This is a genomic window from Nocardia sp. NPDC005825, assembly GCF_040630175.1.
GTDB lineage: Bacteria > Actinomycetota > Actinomycetes > Mycobacteriales > Mycobacteriaceae > Nocardia.
In genome coordinates this window covers 66,576-84,286 of the sequence record NZ_JBEXXC010000008.1, presented here as the reverse complement: position 1 = coordinate 84,286, position 17,711 = coordinate 66,576, and the positions used below count along the sequence as shown (strand labels likewise).

Below are 17,711 nucleotides of genomic sequence, written 5' to 3'. Positions count from 1 at the left end.
CGGGTCAGAGCCAGCCCGAAGGCGTGCCGCGACCGCCGTGTCCGCCGGTGGGGGCGATTTCGGCGATGCGTGCGAGATCCTCGGCGGTGAGCGCGATCTCGGTGGTGGCGATGTTCTGCGCGACACGGTCCGGATTGCGGGAGCCCGGGATCGGCACGATGTGATCCCGCTGCGCGAGCACCCAGGCCAAGGCCAGCTGGGACAGCATCACGCCCTTGCTGACCGCGAGTTCGATGAGCTGCTCGACGATATGGGTATTGGCGTCGTAGTTTTCCGGCTTCCACCAAGGCATGTGACCGCGGAAGTCGGTCGGGGCGTAGTCGCCGGATGGTTTCGCGGTGCCGGTCAGGAAGCCGCGAGCCAGCGGCGAGTAGGCGACGAACCCGATGCCGAGTTCCTCGAGCAACCCGAACAGCGGTTCGGCGTCCAGGGCGAAGATCGAGTATTCGGTTTGCAACACCGAGATCGGATGTACGGCATGCGCTTTCCGGATCGTCTCGGGTCCGGCTTCGGACAGGCCGAGGTATTTCACCTTGCCCGCGTCGACGAATTCGGCCATGGTCCCCACCACGTCCTCGATCGGGACGGCCGGGTCGACCCGGTGCTGGTAGAGCACGTCGATGTGGTCCACGCCGAGGTTGCGTAGGCTGGCGTCGACCACATCGCGGATGTGATCGGGGCGGGAGTCGGTGCCGAAATCGGGAGTGAAGCCGAATTTGGTGGCGATGACGACCTCGTCGCGGACCGGCGCCAGCGCTCGGCCGAGCAGCTTCTCGCCCTCGCCCCACCCGTACATCTCGGCGGTGTCGAAGAAGGTCACGCCCAGTTCGTGGGCGCGGCGGATCGCGGTGACCGACTGGTCATCGTCACTGGGTCCGTATCCGACCGCGGTGCCCATCGATCCGTATCCGATAGCCGACACCTTCAGGCCCTGGTTGCCCAGTGTCCGGTGCTGCATGACTGCCTCCTCGAGAATCAAACCAAACTGTTTGGTTTGACGATAGGGCAGGCGTCTGCTGGCGTCAAACCAAACAGTTTGGTTCTGTTAGGCTCGGTGCATGACTCCCCGAGCCGACTCGACCCGTGACCGCATCCTGGAGGCGGCCAAAGCCGAGTTCGCCCGATACGGGATCGCCGGGGCCCGGATCGACCGCATCGCGAAGGCGGCCAAGACCAGCAAGGAACGCGTCTACGCCTACTTCCGCGGCAAGGAGGAGCTGTACCGGTTCGTCGCGGCCAGGGAGCTGGACGCGGTCGCGGAAGCCACTCGGATGGACGCCACCGACCTGCCCGGCTATGCCGGACGAGTCCACGACTACTTCACCGGTCACCCTGACAATCTGCGCCTGATGCGGTGGGGTCAGCTCGAATTCGCTGACAACGCTCCCGACAACGCCACCCGCGACATCGTCTCCCGCAAGACGGATCAGCTTCGTCATGCTCAACGGCAGGGGCACCTCGACAGCTCCTGGGACCCGCTCGACATCCTCATGTTCGTCAATCAGCTCGCCATGGCGTGGGCTGATCAGCCCGAGCTCCCCACCGGGGCGGAGGCGCGAGCGGCATTCCTGGCAGCCCGTCGCGCGGCCATTACCGCCGCTGTCGGAAGACTCTTCCCCGCAGTCTCTTCCTCGTCCGCCCAGCAGGAGTCCGGAGCCGGGCTTCGGGGTTGACATCGATCCTGTTCGGTCGGTTAGGCTCTGACGTGATGACTACCGGGACGGGCTTGCGCCGCACACGGATTGGTTACCCGGCGCTCTTCTGAGCACCGAGAGGGCCGGTGTCCACGGCCCGCCTGTCGAGCGAGGGCTTCGCCGGATCGCGCGGGCTCCGCCTTCGTCGTGTTGAGCACAGGACATCAACTACGACAGAAGGATTCATCGATGACTGAAACGCGCGGTATGTCCATCGACGTGCGGACGCCCGATGGTGTCGCCGACGCATATGTGGCCTGCCCCGACGATGGGGACGCCCATCCGGGAGTGCTGGTGATCCAGGACGGTTTCGGGGTGCGCCCCAGCCTGCGGGCGCTGGCCGATCGTATTGCCGCCCACGGCTATACCGTCCTGCTGCCGAACGCCTACTACCGGCACGGGCGCACACCGGTGATCGAATTGCCGGACCTCATCGACCCGGCCCAGCGGCCCGAGATCTTCCAGCAGCTCTTCCCCATGATCCGCGAGCTGACGCCGGACGTACTGCGTTCCGACGTCGGCGCCTACCTCGCGTGGCTGGCGGCATCGCCGCGGGTCACCGACGGGAAGGTCGGTATCACCGGCTACTGCATGGGCGCGCGGCTGGCCGTCATGTCCGCCGCCATGTTCCCGGACCGAATCGCGGCGGTGGCCGGATTCCACGGCGGACCACTCGTCACCGACACCCCGGACAGCCCACACCTGACCGTCGGAAACATCACCGCGGAACTGTATTTCGCCCACGCGGGCGAAGATCACCACATGACCCCGGAGCACATCGCCCAGTTCGACAAGGCGCTCGAGGCCGCCGGTGTCCGCCACCGCACCGAGGTCTACGCGGGCGTCCAGCACGGCTACACCCAGGCCGACACCGCGGCCTACGACTCCGCGGCGGCCGAACGGCACTACCGCGAACTGCTGGCCCTCTTCGACCGCACTCTGCGCCGGTAGCGGAGGATAGCGGCAAACTCCGAGGTCGGTCGCGCAGGGAGGCTGTTAGGGTGAAACATCATGAGCCCGTACGCAATTGGGTCAATATCGCACCGTGACGTGGCAGCCGCCGCTTCCGGGCTGCCGACCTCCGCTGTGTTGGTCTGCTGACTGGTGATCGTTCCTATCGGCCCGATTCAGCGGTGGCCGCCCACGCCCCCTTCGTCGTGACCGTTGCCCATATCGCCTTCGTTGTTGTGATCATCGGGGAAGTACGTGCAATTCGGATTGTTCACGTCGGGGTACGGGCAGAGCTCTGAATCGTTGCCCGTGCCCACGGTGCCGGGATCATCCGGATCGGCGGCGGCGATGCCGGAGCCGAACGAAACCGTGAGAATGGCCGTAGCCAGCCCCAATGCCGCGCGCTTGGATCTCATGGGAGGCCTCCTCGTGTCGAGTGCCCACAGCGAACGCACACTTCGGAAGCTAGCCCAGAGTTAGCCCCTCTGGCGTGGATGTTGCAGCACTGTGTTCTAACGGGCCGGGGGCCGGATTCTGGCGGGTCGGGGTCCCGGGGGGCCCGTGCTCACTCGCGGCGAGGGCCGCGGGGGTCATGATGGTGGAATGAGTCTCGGATTCCAGGAGAACATCCCGACCGACCTGGATACCGGCTTGCTCCGGGCGGCGATCGCCATTGCCGGGCGGGCGCGGGAACGGGGGAATCATCCATTCGGGGCATTGCTCACCGGACCCGACGGGGTGGTGTTGCTGGAGGCCGAGAACACGGTGGTGACCGGACGGGACGCGACCGGGCACGCGGAGACGAATCTGGTGCGGGCGGCCAGCGCCGCTTATGATGCCGAGTTTCTGCGTGGCTGTACGGTTTACACCAGTTGTGAGCCCTGCGTCATGTGCGCCGGGGCGATCTATTGGGCGAATATCGGGCGGGTGGTTTATGCACTCGGGGAAGACCAGCTTCTGGGGCTGACCGGGGCGAATCGGGAGAACCCGACGATGGCGCTGCCGTGCCGGGCGGTATTCGCGGCGGGGCAGCGGGGGATCGCCGTGGTGGGGCCGGTCGAGCTCGCGGAGGCGCGGGCGGTGCACGGCGGGTTCTGGCGCGGAACGACGGCGTAGTAATACCTTCCAGCGCATAGGTATTCGACGTTTCCGGAGGTCGCGGCGGGATCGCCGGATGGTAGCGGACGGTCGGCTCGGAATCGGCTGAATGACACCTGTGAAAATAGCGGCGCGACGCGCGGAAAAGCGCTCGAAATTTACATGCCGCCTGCGGCGCGGTGCGCTGGTGTTCCGCTATCGTTCATCCCACTATCCGATGCTGCTACTGGCGCGCCAGGGCTGGTTCGTCGATTCCGGAGTGGGTGGCCGGGGCGGCCAATGCCTGACGCGACCCCCGACCGTCTCCGAAAGATCGAGGGAACGTGCCCGTACCCGTTACTCTGACCGGCCGTCTGGTACGGCTGGAACCCCTTGCGCCGCAGCATGCGTCGGGTCTCGCGGAGGCCGCGGCAGGGAATCGCGACGATTATGCGTTCACTCCCGTCCCGCACGGTGTGGACGAAGCGCTGGAATACATCGCTCAGGCGCTGGCCGGGCATGCCGCGGGCACCTCGGTGGCCTTCGCCATCGTGGCCATGGCCGGCGGCCGGATACTGGGCTCCACCCGGTTCACCCGCTTCGACTACTGGCAGGGTCCGGTGGTGTGGCCGCTGGTTCACGGTGCGCCCAGCGACGATCCGCTGCTGGCGGTGCCCGACGCCGCCGAGATCGGGAACACCTGGCTGTCCCGGGAGGCCCGCGGCGCGGGCATCAACCTGGAGTCCAAGCTGCTGTTACTCCAGCACGCCTTCGAGGTGTGGCGGGTGCGGCGCATCGCCATGCGCGCCGACGTCCGGAATCTGCGCTCCCGCATAGCGATCGAACGGCTCGGCGCCACCAGCGACGGGGTCCGGCGGGCCCATTCGCGGGGGCTGGACGGCGAGGTGCGCAGCACCGCGTTCTATTCGATCCTGGAGGACGAGTGGCCCAATGTCCGGGCCATCATCGAGGGCGAGCTGGCGGCGCTGCCCGCGCCGGGGACGCGCAGTCGTCTGGTCGGCGCGTAGGCGGCAGAAGCGCCCGCGAACCCGTTCGGACCGGCCGGAAGACCGGTCGGTCCGACCTATGGCCGGCGACTATAATTCCGGGTGTTGCACCGGTCGGGCGTCGAGGAGAGATCTGTCCGAGTCTGGTCACTCGGCGAGCCGGCATCACCTCGGATGACCATGCCAGCAACCCTTCTCCGGAAGGAGCGGCGCATGCCCGACCCCATGCGCACGAAAGTCTGCCTCTCCGACAGCGTGTCCGGATCCCCGGTCCTGAGCCTGTTCCTCGTCCCCGAACCCCGCGTGCCCGGAGCCGGAGTCCTGCACCTGGTCGAGCAGACGCCGCTCGCCGCCGGACCCCGCTGGTCGCCCGCCCCGATCCCGAGCCCCAACCCCCACCTCGTCGAGTGGTTGCACGCGCACGGCGTACCCAGCATCCGAACCCGATTCCTGGCCTTCACCGCAGGACAGCACGACCCGCACCGGATGCACGTGGTGCTGCACGATCACTTCATCGCCGATCCCGAGCCCCCCATGGGGCTGGACGCGGACGATCCCGACGAACTGGCCCGGCTCGAGTTGCTCCCCGAACATTGGCTCGGCCCGCGGCGCATCGACGACTTCCACAACTACGCGGTCCGGTCCGCCATGCTCGCCGTCTACCGGCATTTCGGCGTGGACCGGCGCATCCCGCTGATGTACCACGGTTACGCCGAGCCCGAGGACGGCTGGTTCGAGATCCCGGCCGCGGAGGCCTAGTCGAACGGGACGACGGTCAGCAGCCACCACGGCCGCTGCGGCGAGCGGAACTCGAAGGTCTGCACGTACATCCGCCGCTCCTTGCGGGTCAGCGGATCGTTCATCAACACCGTGCGCTCGTAGGGCGCGGCCGGGACGACCCCGCTGTCCCACAGGCGATCCCAGTCGGGGGAGCGGCGGGCCAGATTGACGATCTCCTCCACCCGATCCGGCCGCAGCTCGGGGGCGGCGGCACGGAACGCCGACACCATCACCTGCGCCTCGGCCTCCCAGTCGCCCAGCCGATAGCGGGCCATGGGTTCGAGCAGGATCGCGGTCATCAGATTCGCGCCCGGACCGGTTCCGGGGAACAATTTCCGGAAGGCGTCGTTGGCTGCGACCACGTCGTAGCCGCCGTCGTGCAGGCAGGCCGGATGCGGGAGGCTGTGTAGCACCGCGAGATCGGCGTCGGGCGGCGGAGAGGGGTCGAACACCCTAGGCAGTGTGCGGGATAGCTCTTCGGAATGACTTCGTATCGAGTTAAGCCGGATCACAAGACTGGGTGCTGTCGCAGAATTTCTGCCATATTGAGAGGATCCTGTTTGGTTTTATTCGAAGTGGGTACGGGGGTCGGACACCGGCTATGGCGCTGATACGGATCGGGGTGCTGGGCCCGCTGCACATCAGCATCGATGGCCAGCGCGTGCCCCCGGGTGCGCCCATGCAGTGCGCGGTACTGGGCCGGCTGGTCGCCGCCGGCGGCCGCGTGGTGCCCACCGAACGGCTCATCGACGACCTCTGGCACGGCGACCCGCCCGCCAAAGCCGTTGCCGCGCTCCAGGTGTACATCCACAACCTGCGCCGCGTCTTCGAACCCGACCGGCCGCGCCGCGCCCACTCGCGCGTCATCGTCTCCGAATCCCACGGCTACGCGCTCAACCTGGAACCCAACCAGGTCGACTCCTGGCTCTTCGAACAACTGCTGCACGGCCACGAGGCCGCCATGCGCGATCCCGCCGGACGACCCGAACCCCTCGAACAGGTGCGGGTGCTCGACTCCGCGCTCGCCTGCTGGCACGGCGGCGCCTTCGAATCGTTCCCCGGCATGACCTGGGCGACCCAGGAGACCGCGCGGCTGCAGGCGCTCAAGATGACCGCGGCCGAACTGCGCGCCCAGGCGGCGCTGGAGATGAACCGGCCCGCCGAAGTGGTGCTGGCGCTGCGGCCCATCCTCGAGGAGCATCCCGGCCGCGAGGAGACCGCCCGCCTGCTGGCCCTCGCCCAATACCGACTGGGACAGTCGCTGGACGCGCTCGCCACCGTGCGCCGCAGCCGTGAATTCCTCACCCTCGAATTCGGGGTCGATCCCGGACCCGCGCTGCGCGATCTGGAAACCGCCATCCTCACCCACTCGGTGGACGCCGAGACCACACCGCCCGCCGTGGTGGTCCGACCCGCCGAACCCGAACCCCTGCCCGCCCCGGAACCCCTGCCGGACAGCGGATATGCCACCCAACGCGACGCCGTGCTGGCCGCCGCCGAAGCCGCCGCCGAAGGGCACGTGCGGCTGGTCTGGCTGTCCGGCGAGGCCGGGGCCGGGAAGACCACCCTCGCCACCGCCATCACCGCGCACCTGAGCGAACGCGGCTGGACCACCGTCTTCGGCCGCTGCCCCGAGGTCGACTCCGCGCCGCCCGCCTGGTCCTGGGCCGAAGTGCTCACCGGAATCGACGCCGCTGACCCCGAAACATTCACCGCCGCAGACGCTTTCACCCTCGCCCGGCGGGTGGTCCGGTCCTGCCGGGAACGATCCGCCGGGACACCCGTCGCCATCGTGCTCGAGGACGTGCACGGCGCGGACACCGCCACCCTGCAGGTACTGCGGCAGGTGGTGAACTGGCTGCGCGACAGCCCGATCCTCATCATCGCCACCCTGCGCGGCACCGAGGCCGGGCCCGGCGTCCGCGACACCGCCGCCGCCCTGGCCCTGTTCACCGCCGACCGCATCGAACTCGACGGACTCGACATGGCCGGGACCCGCCGCGCCGCGGCCGCCGCCGGACTCACCGCCCTCGACGACCGCACCGTCGAACTGCTGCGCCGCCGCACCGGCGGCAACCCGTTGTTCGTCCGCGAACTCGCCAAACTCATTGCCGCCCAGGGTCTGACCGACGCACTGCCGGACAGCGTGCGTGACCTGCTCGGGCGCCGGATCGCCCAGCTGCCGCCGGGGGTGGTGGACCTGCTGCGGCACCTGTCGGTCTGGGGCGACAGCGATATCGCGACCCTCGCGGGCTCCACCCGGCAGTCCCACGACGCCGTCATCGATCTCGTCGCCGCCGGTGAGACCGCGCGGCTGCTGCGCACCGACCGGGCCGGGCGTGTCACCTTCGACCACGCGCTCGTCCGCGAGACCGTCTACTACGACCTGCCCGCGCTGCGCCGCACCCGAATGCACCGGGCCGCTTTCGAATACCTGCGCCACGACCCCGACGCCGCGACCCGCAACCCGTTGGCCTCGGAACGTGACGCGGATGCCGGAAGGTTGTCGACCCATCCCCCAACCGACGGCGCGGGCTTCCCCATCGAGGCGGACCGGGCGCTGTCCGCGCTGCGCGGCGCCGACGAGGTGGTCGCCGCCCTCCTCGGAATGCCGCGGTACGCCAACGGATCTCGCATCCATCGCACGCTGTCGGCCCTGCGCGGCGCGGACGAGGTCGCCGCGACCACCCCCGTCGTTCCGGATCCGCGCGCGCCGAAACCCGATCCGTCGGCACTCTCGGCCGCGTCGCTGCGGATGGCGGGATTGTTCCAAGCGGGAATCAGGCACGCCGCCGGCGACGCCGCCGCGTCCTTCACGCACGGAACCGCGGCCGCGGTGAATGGATTGCCCGGCGCCACGAGCGCAACACCCAGCGCGGCGAACAAGTCGGCCATGGCAGCGTTGAGTACGTCAGCGGTGGGCGGGTTCGCGGCCGAGTTCCCGTTCGCCGGAGCGTATTCCGACGCCGAGGAGCCTCAGGTTCCCCACGGGCGGGATATCGATGAGCTCGCCCATCACGCGGCGCTCGGCGCCGATGGCGAGACCGCGACCGTGGCGCTGCCCTATGTGCGGGCGGCGGCGCGACGCTGCGTGGAGCGGCGGATGCGGGCCGATGCGGTGCGGCGGTGGCGGTCGGTGCTGGCGTTGCACGATCTCGCCGGGCACACCGGGGACGGTGCGGCGCAGCGGGATCGGCTGGCGGTGCTGGAGGCGCGGTGTGAGCTGGTGGTGGCGCTGGCCTACGACGGGCAGCACATCGCGGCACGGGCGGCGCGGGCGCAGGCACTGGATCTGGCCCAATCGGTCGGTGGGACAGCGGTTCTCGCGCACGCCGTCACCTGCTGGCCGACGCCGCTGATCTGGTCGGTGCACGACTGGCACACGCCGGATCCGGGGCTGCGGGGGCCGTTGCGGGCCGCGTCGGCCGATCCGGTGCAGCCGGTGCGGACCCGAATCATGTTGCAGGTCACCGCTGTTTTCGATCGCGCCGTCGAGGATCCGGCCGCCGCCTGCGTACTGGCGGCCACCGCGATGGCGCTGGCCGAACCGCTCGGCGACCCGGATCTGCTGTGCACGGTGCTCAACGCGCAGGCGTTCGCGGCCTTCGCGGCGGGCGGTTTCCTGCGCGCCCACGACCTGCGGCGCTACGCCACCCACCTGCTGCGCATCTCCACCGAGGCCGAACTCACCGAATTCCGCGCGCTCGCCCACTATCTGCTGTTCCGCGCCACTCTGGCCGACGCCGACCTGGTCGCCGCCGCCGAACACGCCGCCCAGGCGGGGGCCTACGCCACCGACGGGCAGCTGCGGCACCTGCTCGACGCCATCGCGCCCTTCGGCATGGTGCTGGAGTTGTTGCGCGGCAACACCGATGAGGTGCTGCGGATGCTCGCCGAGGGCAGCACGGGCATCGACGACCTGGTGGCGCACTCGCTGGAGGGCGCGGCCGAACCGACCCGCGACACCAACGCGCTGCACGTCGGCATCGCCGTGTCCATCGGCTGGCTGCGCGGCGATATGTCGGAGTACCTGAACGACCTGCGCGAACGCACCGCGCTCAAACCCGAACTGTTCGTCCACGGGTACGCGCTCGCGCTGGTGAACGCGGGCCGCCCCGAGGAAGCCCGCCGCACCCTCGCCGCCGCGCCGCCCCTCGCCCCGCAGTTCTGGTCCACCTTCACCGCGGTGAAGGCCCGCCTGGCCATCGCCCTCGACGAACCGGCCGACGCGCGCGACATCTACACGCAGCTGCTGCCCTACGCGGGCACCGTCTGCGGGCTGGAGTCCGGGGCCTCGGCCATGGGGCCCATGGACTTCGTGCTCGCCGAACTGGCCGCCTACCTCGGCGACCACACGCGCGCCGCCGGGCACCGGTCCGCCGGGACGGAACTCCAGACCCGGCTGCGCACCCAGCTGGGCGAGCTCGCGCCCGCAGGCCTGGGCCTGATGCGGGCCGGGCGACTCGGCGCGATCGGCCACGGCCGCCTCGAACCGGCCGCCGAATCGGCCGTGCGGGCGGGCGAGGGAACTTCCCACCGGTGTGAGACGTCCTAACCTTCGAGGCCGGTCACCGGCCGAAGGGGGAGGGCGAAATGACGAAGTGGGTGCGCGGCCGCCGGACGCTGGTGGCCGTCCTGGTGCTGGCGGTGGTCGGCGGCCTCGCGGCCGGGGGAGTGGCCGGGGTGCGCTGGTGGCAGCACGGACACCCCGGGACGAATCCGTTCACCGGTCCGCGAAACCTGGCCGGCGGCCTCGTACACGATTTTCCGGCGATCGATTCGACCGGTTTGACCGCCGCGCAGAACCGCGTCGTGGATGTGCTGCGTCAACAATTCGAGGAACAGAGCGGGCGCGACAAATACTCCGAGGGTATTGCCGAACCGTGGTGCGCCGACTTCGTGAGCTGGGTGATGCGTGCCGCCGGGCAACCTTTGCACAATCCGAATTCCGGATCATGGCGCATACCGGGCGTATACACGTTGGAGGAGTACTACCGGGGCAGCACCGTTTCGAGGAGGCGAACGCAGGTTTTCTACCGAGTGTCGGAGACGTTGTCCTGTACACCGATTCCAGTGTGTTCCATCAGCACACAAATATTGTGATCGCGGTGGATTCGGATACGATCACCACGGTGGGTGGCAATGAAGCCGGAGAATCCGGTGGCGTCGCCATCCACGAATTCCGCCCATCCGGCACAACGGGGCTGGTCGGTTTCGGGCGATTGGGAACACGCTGATTCCACATTCTGGAAACACGCGGGGCGGGGTGTACAACCGAGCGCATCTTCCGCCTACGATGGTTTCGGCGGCGCCCGGCAGCGTCGCCGATTGATCCCTGTCCTGCTGCCCCCTCATCGGCAGGACAGGGGTCCCCGCCCGACGAAAGAGCTGGATGACGTTGCCCGACGCACCGACCTGGATCGATTACGCCGAATTCGGCGAACGTTTCGTGGCGGCGGCGGTGACGGAATCCCGGATCGAATCCGCGGTCTCCAGTGTGGCCGGTCGGGGCATCACCATCGGGCCCTTCGGAATCGGGCCCGCGGGACTGGCCCGCTTCGTGGCCAAGGGCAGTATCGGCAAGCCCACCATCATCCGGCGCGCCCCCCACGTGCACTTCGACGTCATGCTCCCGGTCACCCTGCGGGTCGACGTCACCCTCGGCGGGCAGCGGCTGCGGCTGGAGGCGGTCGTGGAGATCGACCTCACCATGCACGCGCGCACCGCGGATCCGCTGCTCATCGTCATCGACATCCCCCCGGTCACCGGCCGCGACGTGAGCTTCGTCATGCGCGCGCAGGCCATCGGCACCGCCTGGGAAGTCCTGCTCAACCCGATCGCGCAGCTGGTCCAGCGCGAGGTCGCCAACCGGATCAACACGATCCTGGCCGACCCGGACTCCCAGCGCGGCCGCACCTTCGACGTGCAGGCCATCCTGGACGGCACCCGCTCGCCCTACAAGGGCCGCCCCACCCACGAGTGGATCGGCTACGACGAGTTCGGGCACCGGTTCTTCGACCTGATCGTCACCGCGGACCGGGTCCGGCAGGTGGTGGAGTCGATGGCCGGTAAACCCATCGAGGTCGGGCCGCTGCGCACCGGCCCCGGCAACAAGGCCGAGGTCTGGGTGCAGGGCAGCGTGCGACTACCCAAGGTGGCCGCCGCCGCAACGGTCATCCCGACGGCCCCGACCGCGCCGCGGATCGCCGAATTGCCCAGGGCCGCAGCCGAATCCGCCGCGGCCGCGCAGGCCGCCGAAGCCGCTGCCGCCGAAGTCCACGATCCCGCGCTGGTGCGCTTCGACCTCACCATTCCCGTGAGCCTGGACATCAGCGTGGACGTGCTGAAGACCAATCGCTACCGGGCCGAGGTGAACGTGCCCGTGGCCCTCACCGCGCGCGCCGCCGAACCGTTGCTGATCGTCATCGACGCCGCCCCGCCCCGGGCCCGCGACATCGATCTGGAGATGACCGCCGAGGGCTGGCGGGCCGCCGCTCTGGGCAAGCTCGCGGGTATGCGCAAGCAGATCGCCGCGCAGGTGGCGACGGTCGTGCGGAGCGAGGTCGCGGATGTCTCGCGCCGGACCATCGACGTGGGCGCGCAGCTGAACAAGACCCGCGTCTGACGGTCTCGGCAGCCACGAGAATTCATAGCTATTTGTTCGCTGTCGGCCGGTCGTTGCCTGATTTTCCATTGATGTGACATATGGTGCCGATGTGCTCGATGAGTCTGGCGATTCCAATGTGAATATGGTGAAATGAGGGCACGTTCAGGGGCTCCCGGCGCGCGGATGATCTTGTTGTCATCGGGGAAGGTGCGCCGGGTACGCCGCAGGTGGACCGCATAGGTCCAGAGCCAGACTCCTCCAGCACTCGATCGGAATGTTCGACCAGTGCGCGAAGGAGCCGTGATGAGTTCTGCCCCTGTCAACCGACGGAATTTCCTCTCCGGGGCGACGGCCCTGGCCGCCGGGATCACCGCTGGAATGGCCCTCCCACCCGCCACCGCCGCCGCCAAGGAATCCCTCGGCACCCTGCTCGACTACGCGGGCGGCGTCCCCGCGGCCCAATCCATCAGCGACGACGGCCATATGGGCGTCATCCGCTACGTCTCCGACCGGCGGCCCGGCGCGGAATGGATGGAAGGCAAGCCGCTGCTCGCCCGCGAGGTCGACGCGTTGCGTGCCGCCGGCCTGTCGGTGGTGTCCTGCTACCAGTTCGGCAAGGGCCCGACCGCCGACTGGCGCGGCGGCTACCCGGCCGGATTGAAGCACGCCGCACGGGGATTGGTGCTGCACAAGGCCGCGGGCGGACCGGACAGCGCGCCGATCTATGCCTCCATCGACGACAACCCCAGCGACGAGGAGTTCGAGTCGATGATCGAGCCCTACCTGCGCGGGTGGGAAACCGTCATCGGGCACGGGCGCACCGGCGTGTACGCCAACTCGCCGACCATCGACAACATTCGCGACGTCGGGCTGGGTTCGTTCTTCTGGCAGCACAATTGGGGCACCCCGAAGGGCTACGTCCACCCTGCCGCCACCCTGCACCAGTTCGAGATCGACAAGCGCGAGGTGGGCGGCATCTCCGTGGACGTGAACTCCGTGCTGGCTCCCCAGTACGGCCAGTGGTGGTAGTCGCCTAGGTCTGGCAGTGGCAGGTGGGGTCCTGCGCCAGATCGGGCTCCTCCGCGACGACCCGGAGCATCAGATGGGGATCGTTGTGTTCCTCGCCGTCGCCATTGGCGAAGGTCTGCCCATTGCCGTTCCAGGAGAACAGCGAGAAGCGGGACAGGCCGGAGAAGGCGGATCCCAGGCTGCCGAAGGAGGCCGAGGAGATGAGAGAGCCGAACGAGCCCACCGACCCGATCGACAGCACCGAGCCCACGCTGCCGATGGACAGGATCGAATAGGCCGAGCCGATCGACAGGATCGATCCCTCCGAGCGAATCGAGAGGATCGATCGGCGCGAATGCAGTCCCCGTAGGGGGTTGGAAACAGCGGCCATACTTAGCGGTCTACCACAGGAATCCGCTCCTGCAAACGATTTCGCCCCCGCCGCTCCCGGGCTTTCGCTCGGGAGGGACGGGGGCGAATTCTCGGCGTGCGCCGAGACTAGACCGTGAAGAAGCCGATGGTCGGCAGGAAGGAGCAGGTGATCGGCTGCGCCTCCGGGTCGGACTGGGTGGTCAGCGAACCCGAGACGATGGCGACCACGCGACCGGCGCCGGTGTTGGCGATGGCCGACAGGGTGGCCGGGCCGTCCGGGTTGATCTTGGCGTCGTCGGTCAGGTTCATGGTGCCGGTGGCGCGGGTGTCCAGGTTCAGCCACTGCACCGTCATCGGGGTGGGCTGCGGGTCGGTGGGCCGCTTGGTGCCCAGCGCGGTGAACACGAAACCGGCCTGGCCCTGCGCGGGGCCCGGCGGGGGCAGCTGCGCGGGACCGGCGACGGCCAGCGCGGTGCCCACCGAGTCGGCGGACGAGGAGATGCAGCCCTTGCCGATGGTCGGCCACAGGAACTGCGAGATGACCGGACCGTCCTCCGGAATGTCCGGGCCGCCACCGCCACTGCCGTCGAGGAACTTGATGACCGCGAGCAGCGTGGTCTTCACCTGCGGCGGCAGGTTGCTGTTCTCCAGCAGCTGCTTGGCCTGGGCGAGGATGGTGTTCTTGGGGCCGGCATCGGCGATATCGGCGGGCCCGGCGGCCGCGCCCACGATGGCGGGGATCAGCGAGGCCAGGGCGTCGACCGGAACCCCTTCGGGGATCATCGGAATCGACACCGCGCTCAGGGGCGCGGGCGCGGGCTTCGCCTCTGCCGCAGTCGGCACGGCGACGGTGGCGCAGGCCGCCAGGGCCAGCGCGGAGACTGTGAACCGCGTTCCTCGGGTGCGAAGCACTGGTGTAGCCGTCCTTACCTCGGGTACAACTAGCGGCGATGGAGCCCCATCGCTCCGCGCCACTCTAGGGACCGGGCTGCCGTGTTGTACAGCCAGCGTGTGATCTTGGCGAACTTGATCAGCTGACGCTATCGAACGAGCGACCAGAATGCGTGTTACTGATGGGGCCAGTGATGCAAATGTTACGCACAGTGTCCGATGCGCGGCGCAATTCGGGGTACGACTAGGCTGGCCGCGGCCGTAGACCGCCTGAGCTGAAAGACGTGCCGCGTGAAACGACACTTCCACATGGCCGCCGCGGCACTGGGTATTTCGGTGCTGGCCCGCCTGCTGTGGGTGCTCCTGTTGCCCAATGGCATGAACTTCGTGGACCTTCATGTCTACGTCGACGGCTCGGCGAATCTGGGTAGCGGGCATCTGTACGAGTACACCGATGCCAGTAAGACGCCCGACTTTCCACTGCCCTTCACCTATCCGCCGTTCGCGGCGCTGGTGTTCTACCCCTTGCATTTCCTGCCCTTCGGCGTGGTCGCCATCGGGTGGCTGCTGGCGACGGTGGCGGCGCTGTTCGGCGTGGTGTGGTTCGCGCTGGAGATGATCCTGGGTTCCGAGGCCATGCGCGAACAGCGTTGGCGCACAGCCGCTGTCGCGTGGACGGCGGTCGGGATGTGGCTCGAGCCGGTGCGTACGACTTTCGACTACGGCCAGGTCAATGTGTTCCTGGTGCTGCTGGCCATGCTCGCGGTGCGCAGCTCGCGGTGGTGGGTGTCGGGCACACTGGTCGGCGTCGCGGCGGGCATCAAGCTGACCCCCGCGGTCACCGGGCTGTACTTCGCGGCCCGCAAGCGCTGGTTCACCGCGGCGTGGTCGGCGGTGGTCTTCTTCGGCACCATCGGCCTGACCTACCTGCTGACGCCGGGGGAGACCAACAAGTACTTCCGGGAGCTGCTCGGCGACGCCAAGCGGATCGGCCCGGTGGGTTCGTCGACCAATCAGTCGCTGCGGGGTGCGCTCAGCCGCCTGCTCGGCCACGACGTGGTGTCGGGTCCGGTGTGGATCGCCGCGGTGCTGGTGACCGCGGTACTGGCGTTCTTCGCTTGGCGCGCACTGCGTTCCGACGATCGGCTGGGCACGCTGATCATCGTGCAGCTGTTCGGGTTGATGGTGTCGCCGATCTCGTGGTCGCACCATTGGATCTGGCTGGTGCCGGTGATCCTGTGGCTGATCTACGGTCCGCTGCGCGACGCGCCCGGGGCGCGGGTGCTCGCGGGGTACTGGCTCGTGGTGACCTTGATCGGCGTGCCGTGGGTGCTCGGGTTCTTCCAGGATTCGATCTGGACCATCTCGCGGCCGGGCATCCTGTCCTGGCTCGGCGCGGTGGATGTGATCGGCGTGCTGGCGCTGTTCGCCTGGATCATCTGGGCCGGTCGCCTCGCGAGTCGTAGCCGGACGGACGCTGAAGTGAAAGTCGCGGTGTGAAATTCGCAATAGGCGAGTCCCGGTGCCCACGTTTCTTGGGTGCGCGAGATATTCGTTACTACGGCTACGCTTATCCGCGCGCCGTCAGGCGAGATCGCCAGCCGTGAACTCCGGTCGGTGACCAATCCGACCCGAAAGTCCGTCTGTGAATCGACGTTTCCACCTGGCTGCCGTCGCCCTCGGCATCTCGGTGCTGGCTCGTGTGGCCTGGGCGCTGTTCTGGCCCAGCAACCTGATCCTCGTGGACCTGCACGTCTATGTCGAAGGCGCCGCGAATCTCTTCGGCGGGAACCTCTACGAATGGACCGATTCCTCTCGGTCGCCACAATTTCCGCTACCGTTCACGTATCCGCCGTTCGCGGCGCTGCTGTTGTATCCATTGCATTTCCTGCCCTTCGACGTGGTCGCCGTGGGCTGGTTGCTGGCCACCGTCGGGGCGCTGTTCGGCATCATCTGGATCGCCCTCGAGATGATCCTTGGCCCGGAGGCCATGCAGGAACAGCGCTGGCGCACCTCCGCGGTGGCGTGGACCGCGGGCGGCATGTGGCTGGAACCGGTGCGGTCCACCCTCGACTACGGCCAGGTCAACGTGTTCCTGGTGTTCATGGCGATGGCCGCGGCGCGCAGCACCCGGTGGTGGCTGGCGGGCGCGTGGGTCGGTCTGGGCGCGGGCATCAAGCTGACCCCGGCGGTGACCGGGCTGTACTTCGTGGCCCGCAAGCAGTGGCTCGCGATCGCCGCCTCGGTGGGCGCGTTCGTCGGGACCATCGGGCTGACCTACCTGCTCACGCCCAACGAGACCAAGAAGTACTTCGGTGAGCTGGTCGGCGACCCGCACCGCATCGGACCGGTCGGCTCGGTGGTCAACCAGTCGCTGCGCGGCGCGCTCAGCCGCCTGGCCGGGCACGATATCGGCGGCGGGCTGCTGTGGAAGACGGCAGTGCTGGCCACGGCGGTGCTGGCCTTCTTCGCTTGGCGCGCACTGCGTTCCGACGATCGGCTGGGCACGCTGCTGATCGTGCAGCTGTTCGGCATGATGGCCGCGCCGATCTCCTGGTCGCACCACTGGATCTGCCTGGTCCCGCTGGTGCTGTGGCTGCGCTTCGGCCCGCTGCGCGACGCTCCGGGCGCGGGCCTGATGCGCGCGTTCTGGCTGTTCAACACGATCGTCGGCATCCCGTGGCTGCTGGGCACGCTGCAGACGAACATGTGGGAGATCTCCCGGCCCTGGTACCTGGCCTGGGCGGGTACGGCCAATGCGGCCGGGGTGCTGGTGCTGTTCGGCTGGATGATCGCGGTGAAGCGGCTCAGCCCTGCTCCCGCAGTCGATCGATCTCCCGTGCGAGAGCCATATCCAGTGGCGTGAGGCCGCCGGCGGAGTGGGTCGAGAGCGTGAAGGTGACCCGCCGCCAGCGGATGTCGATGTCGGGATGGTGGTCGGCGGCCTCGGCCGCGGCCGCCACCCGGCGGACCAGTTCGATTCCGGCCAGGAACGAGTCGGCCTGGATGGTGCGGCTGATGCTGTCGCCCTGGCGGGTCCATTCGGGCAGGTCGGTCAGTGCCTTGGCGATCTCGTCGTCGGAGAGCAACACAGGACTCATAAGTCCTGGTCTACTCCGATTTCAGGCGGCGCGTGCGGCTTTGAGGCACTTCTTGAGTTCCTTGCCGCAGCAGCCCGCGGCCTCTGCCTTCTTCATCTTCATGATGACCACAGGGCATTTCATGCACCGCGTTTTCTTGCGGCAGCATTTCTTCTTCGGCTTGAGACGCGAGACGTCCTTTGCCTTGACCTTGCCCATGTTGGTTAGCTTAACCTAACCTCTG

The 17,711-nt window shown here is 68.3% G+C and carries 18 protein-coding genes; 11 read left to right on the top strand and 7 right to left on the bottom strand.

The window, feature by feature from the left end:
- Window positions 1-4: 4 nt before the first annotated feature.
- Entirely contained in the window at window positions 5-958 is a 954-nt protein-coding gene (locus ABZ382_RS21905; protein WP_357091538.1) for an aldo/keto reductase, read from the bottom strand.
- A gap of 100 nt (window positions 959-1,058) precedes the next feature.
- On the opposite strand from ABZ382_RS21905, the gene ABZ382_RS21900 reads away from it, so the two are divergent.
- Together ABZ382_RS21900 and ABZ382_RS21895 are read left to right on the top strand one after the other, a co-directional pair.
- Entirely contained in the window at window positions 1,059-1,673 is a 615-nt protein-coding gene (locus ABZ382_RS21900; protein ID WP_357091535.1) for a TetR family transcriptional regulator, read from the top strand.
- Window positions 1,674-1,883: 210 nt separating this feature from the next.
- Window positions 1,884-2,645, top strand: coding sequence for a dienelactone hydrolase family protein (locus ABZ382_RS21895; protein WP_357091533.1), 762 nt, complete (start codon window positions 1,884-1,886; stop codon window positions 2,643-2,645).
- 176 nt (window positions 2,646-2,821) lie between these two features.
- Here the strand turns inward: ABZ382_RS21895 and ABZ382_RS21890 are convergent, their stop codons facing one another.
- Window positions 2,822-3,061 carry a hypothetical protein gene (locus tag ABZ382_RS21890; protein ID WP_357091530.1) on the bottom strand — a complete coding sequence of 80 codons (240 nt, stop codon included), beginning with the start codon at window positions 3,059-3,061 and terminating at the stop codon, window positions 2,822-2,824.
- A gap of 187 nt (window positions 3,062-3,248) precedes the next feature.
- On the opposite strand from ABZ382_RS21890, the gene ABZ382_RS21885 reads away from it, so the two are divergent.
- The 3 genes from ABZ382_RS21885 to ABZ382_RS21875 all read left to right on the top strand — a co-directional run bounded on the left by ABZ382_RS21885 (window position 3,249) and on the right by ABZ382_RS21875 (window position 5,488).
- Entirely contained in the window at window positions 3,249-3,761 is a 513-nt protein-coding gene (locus ABZ382_RS21885) for a nucleoside deaminase (protein WP_357091527.1), read from the top strand.
- Window positions 3,762-4,066: 305 nt separating this feature from the next.
- On the top strand, window positions 4,067-4,750 hold the full coding sequence (locus ABZ382_RS21880) for a GNAT family protein (protein ID WP_357091525.1): 684 nt from the start codon (window positions 4,067-4,069) through the stop codon (window positions 4,748-4,750).
- A 192-nt stretch (window positions 4,751-4,942) separates the two neighbouring features.
- On the top strand, window positions 4,943-5,488 hold the full coding sequence (locus ABZ382_RS21875; RefSeq protein WP_357091523.1) for a hypothetical protein: 546 nt from the start codon (window positions 4,943-4,945) through the stop codon (window positions 5,486-5,488).
- Here the strand turns inward: ABZ382_RS21875 and ABZ382_RS21870 are convergent.
- Complete coding sequence (locus tag ABZ382_RS21870; RefSeq protein ID WP_357091520.1) at window positions 5,485-5,961, bottom strand: hypothetical protein; 477 nt, start codon at window positions 5,959-5,961, stop codon at window positions 5,485-5,487. The genes ABZ382_RS21875 and ABZ382_RS21870 overlap by 4 nt on opposite strands.
- Before the next feature lie 149 nt (window positions 5,962-6,110).
- Here ABZ382_RS21870 and ABZ382_RS21865 point away from each other — a divergent pair, with 149 nt between their 5' ends.
- The 4 genes from ABZ382_RS21865 (at window position 6,111) to ABZ382_RS21850 (ending at window position 13,145) form a co-directional block, all read left to right on the top strand.
- The gene (locus tag ABZ382_RS21865) at window positions 6,111-10,064 is read left to right on the top strand and encodes a BTAD domain-containing putative transcriptional regulator (protein WP_357091518.1); all 3,954 of its coding nucleotides are present in this window, start codon (window positions 6,111-6,113) and stop codon (window positions 10,062-10,064) included.
- Between the two features lie 38 nt (window positions 10,065-10,102).
- Window positions 10,103-10,612 (top strand): hypothetical protein, encoded by a 510-nt coding sequence (locus ABZ382_RS21860; RefSeq protein ID WP_357091515.1) that lies wholly within the window; start codon window positions 10,103-10,105, stop codon window positions 10,610-10,612.
- Window positions 10,613-10,901: 289 nt separating this feature from the next.
- Complete coding sequence (locus ABZ382_RS21855) at window positions 10,902-12,134, top strand: hypothetical protein (RefSeq protein ID WP_357091512.1); 1,233 nt, start codon at window positions 10,902-10,904, stop codon at window positions 12,132-12,134.
- Window positions 12,135-12,419: 285 nt separating this feature from the next.
- Window positions 12,420-13,145 (top strand): DUF1906 domain-containing protein, encoded by a 726-nt coding sequence (locus ABZ382_RS21850; RefSeq protein ID WP_357091510.1) that lies wholly within the window; start codon window positions 12,420-12,422, stop codon window positions 13,143-13,145.
- Between the two features lie 4 nt (window positions 13,146-13,149).
- Here ABZ382_RS21850 and ABZ382_RS21845 read toward each other — a convergent pair whose 3' ends face one another.
- Together ABZ382_RS21845 and ABZ382_RS21840 are read right to left on the bottom strand one after the other, a co-directional pair.
- On the bottom strand, window positions 13,150-13,515 hold the full coding sequence (locus ABZ382_RS21845; protein WP_357091507.1) for a hypothetical protein: 366 nt from the start codon (window positions 13,513-13,515) through the stop codon (window positions 13,150-13,152).
- Window positions 13,516-13,622: 107 nt separating this feature from the next.
- Complete coding sequence (locus ABZ382_RS21840) at window positions 13,623-14,408, bottom strand: hypothetical protein (RefSeq protein ID WP_357091504.1); 786 nt, start codon at window positions 14,406-14,408, stop codon at window positions 13,623-13,625.
- Window positions 14,409-14,678: 270 nt separating this feature from the next.
- Between ABZ382_RS21840 and ABZ382_RS21835 the strand changes: the two genes are divergently transcribed.
- Window positions 14,679-15,887, top strand: coding sequence for a mannosyltransferase (locus ABZ382_RS21835; protein WP_357091501.1), 1,209 nt, complete (start codon window positions 14,679-14,681; stop codon window positions 15,885-15,887).
- Between the two features lie 145 nt (window positions 15,888-16,032).
- On the top strand, window positions 16,033-17,253 hold the full coding sequence (locus tag ABZ382_RS21830) for a mannosyltransferase (protein ID WP_357091499.1): 1,221 nt from the start codon (window positions 16,033-16,035) through the stop codon (window positions 17,251-17,253).
- Here the strand turns inward: ABZ382_RS21830 and ABZ382_RS21825 are convergent.
- The gene (locus tag ABZ382_RS21825) at window positions 17,195-17,488 is read right to left on the bottom strand and encodes a 4a-hydroxytetrahydrobiopterin dehydratase (protein ID WP_357091496.1); all 294 of its coding nucleotides are present in this window, start codon (window positions 17,486-17,488) and stop codon (window positions 17,195-17,197) included. The genes ABZ382_RS21830 and ABZ382_RS21825 overlap by 59 nt on opposite strands.
- 21 nt (window positions 17,489-17,509) lie before the next feature.
- Entirely contained in the window at window positions 17,510-17,686 is a 177-nt protein-coding gene (locus ABZ382_RS21820; protein ID WP_357091493.1) for a hypothetical protein, read from the bottom strand.
- Window positions 17,687-17,711: the final 25 nt, after the last annotated feature.

What these genes read in the sequence shown, in the direction of transcription:
- ABZ382_RS21905 (WP_357091538.1), bottom strand. Translation starts at nt 958, where the DNA reads ATGCAGCACCGGACACTGGGCAACCAGGGCCTGAAGGTGTCGGCTATC.
- ABZ382_RS21900 (WP_357091535.1), top strand. Translation starts at nt 1,059, where the DNA reads ATGACTCCCCGAGCCGACTCGACCCGTGACCGCATCCTGGAGGCGGCC.
- ABZ382_RS21895 (WP_357091533.1), top strand. Translation starts at nt 1,884, where the DNA reads ATGACTGAAACGCGCGGTATGTCCATCGACGTGCGGACGCCCGATGGT.
- ABZ382_RS21890 (WP_357091530.1), bottom strand. Translation starts at nt 3,061, where the DNA reads ATGAGATCCAAGCGCGCGGCATTGGGGCTGGCTACGGCCATTCTCACG.
- ABZ382_RS21885 (WP_357091527.1), top strand. Translation starts at nt 3,249, where the DNA reads ATGAGTCTCGGATTCCAGGAGAACATCCCGACCGACCTGGATACCGGC.
- ABZ382_RS21875 (WP_357091523.1), top strand. Translation starts at nt 4,943, where the DNA reads ATGCCCGACCCCATGCGCACGAAAGTCTGCCTCTCCGACAGCGTGTCC.
- ABZ382_RS21865 (WP_357091518.1), top strand. Translation starts at nt 6,111, where the DNA reads ATGGCGCTGATACGGATCGGGGTGCTGGGCCCGCTGCACATCAGCATC.
- ABZ382_RS21860 (WP_357091515.1), top strand. Translation starts at nt 10,103, where the DNA reads ATGACGAAGTGGGTGCGCGGCCGCCGGACGCTGGTGGCCGTCCTGGTG.
- ABZ382_RS21855 (WP_357091512.1), top strand. Translation starts at nt 10,902, where the DNA reads ATGACGTTGCCCGACGCACCGACCTGGATCGATTACGCCGAATTCGGC.
- ABZ382_RS21850 (WP_357091510.1), top strand. Translation starts at nt 12,420, where the DNA reads ATGAGTTCTGCCCCTGTCAACCGACGGAATTTCCTCTCCGGGGCGACG.
- ABZ382_RS21845 (WP_357091507.1), bottom strand. Translation starts at nt 13,515, where the DNA reads ATGGCCGCTGTTTCCAACCCCCTACGGGGACTGCATTCGCGCCGATCG.
- ABZ382_RS21825 (WP_357091496.1), bottom strand. Translation starts at nt 17,488, where the DNA reads ATGAGTCCTGTGTTGCTCTCCGACGACGAGATCGCCAAGGCACTGACC.
- ABZ382_RS21820 (WP_357091493.1), bottom strand. Translation starts at nt 17,686, where the DNA reads ATGGGCAAGGTCAAGGCAAAGGACGTCTCGCGTCTCAAGCCGAAGAAG.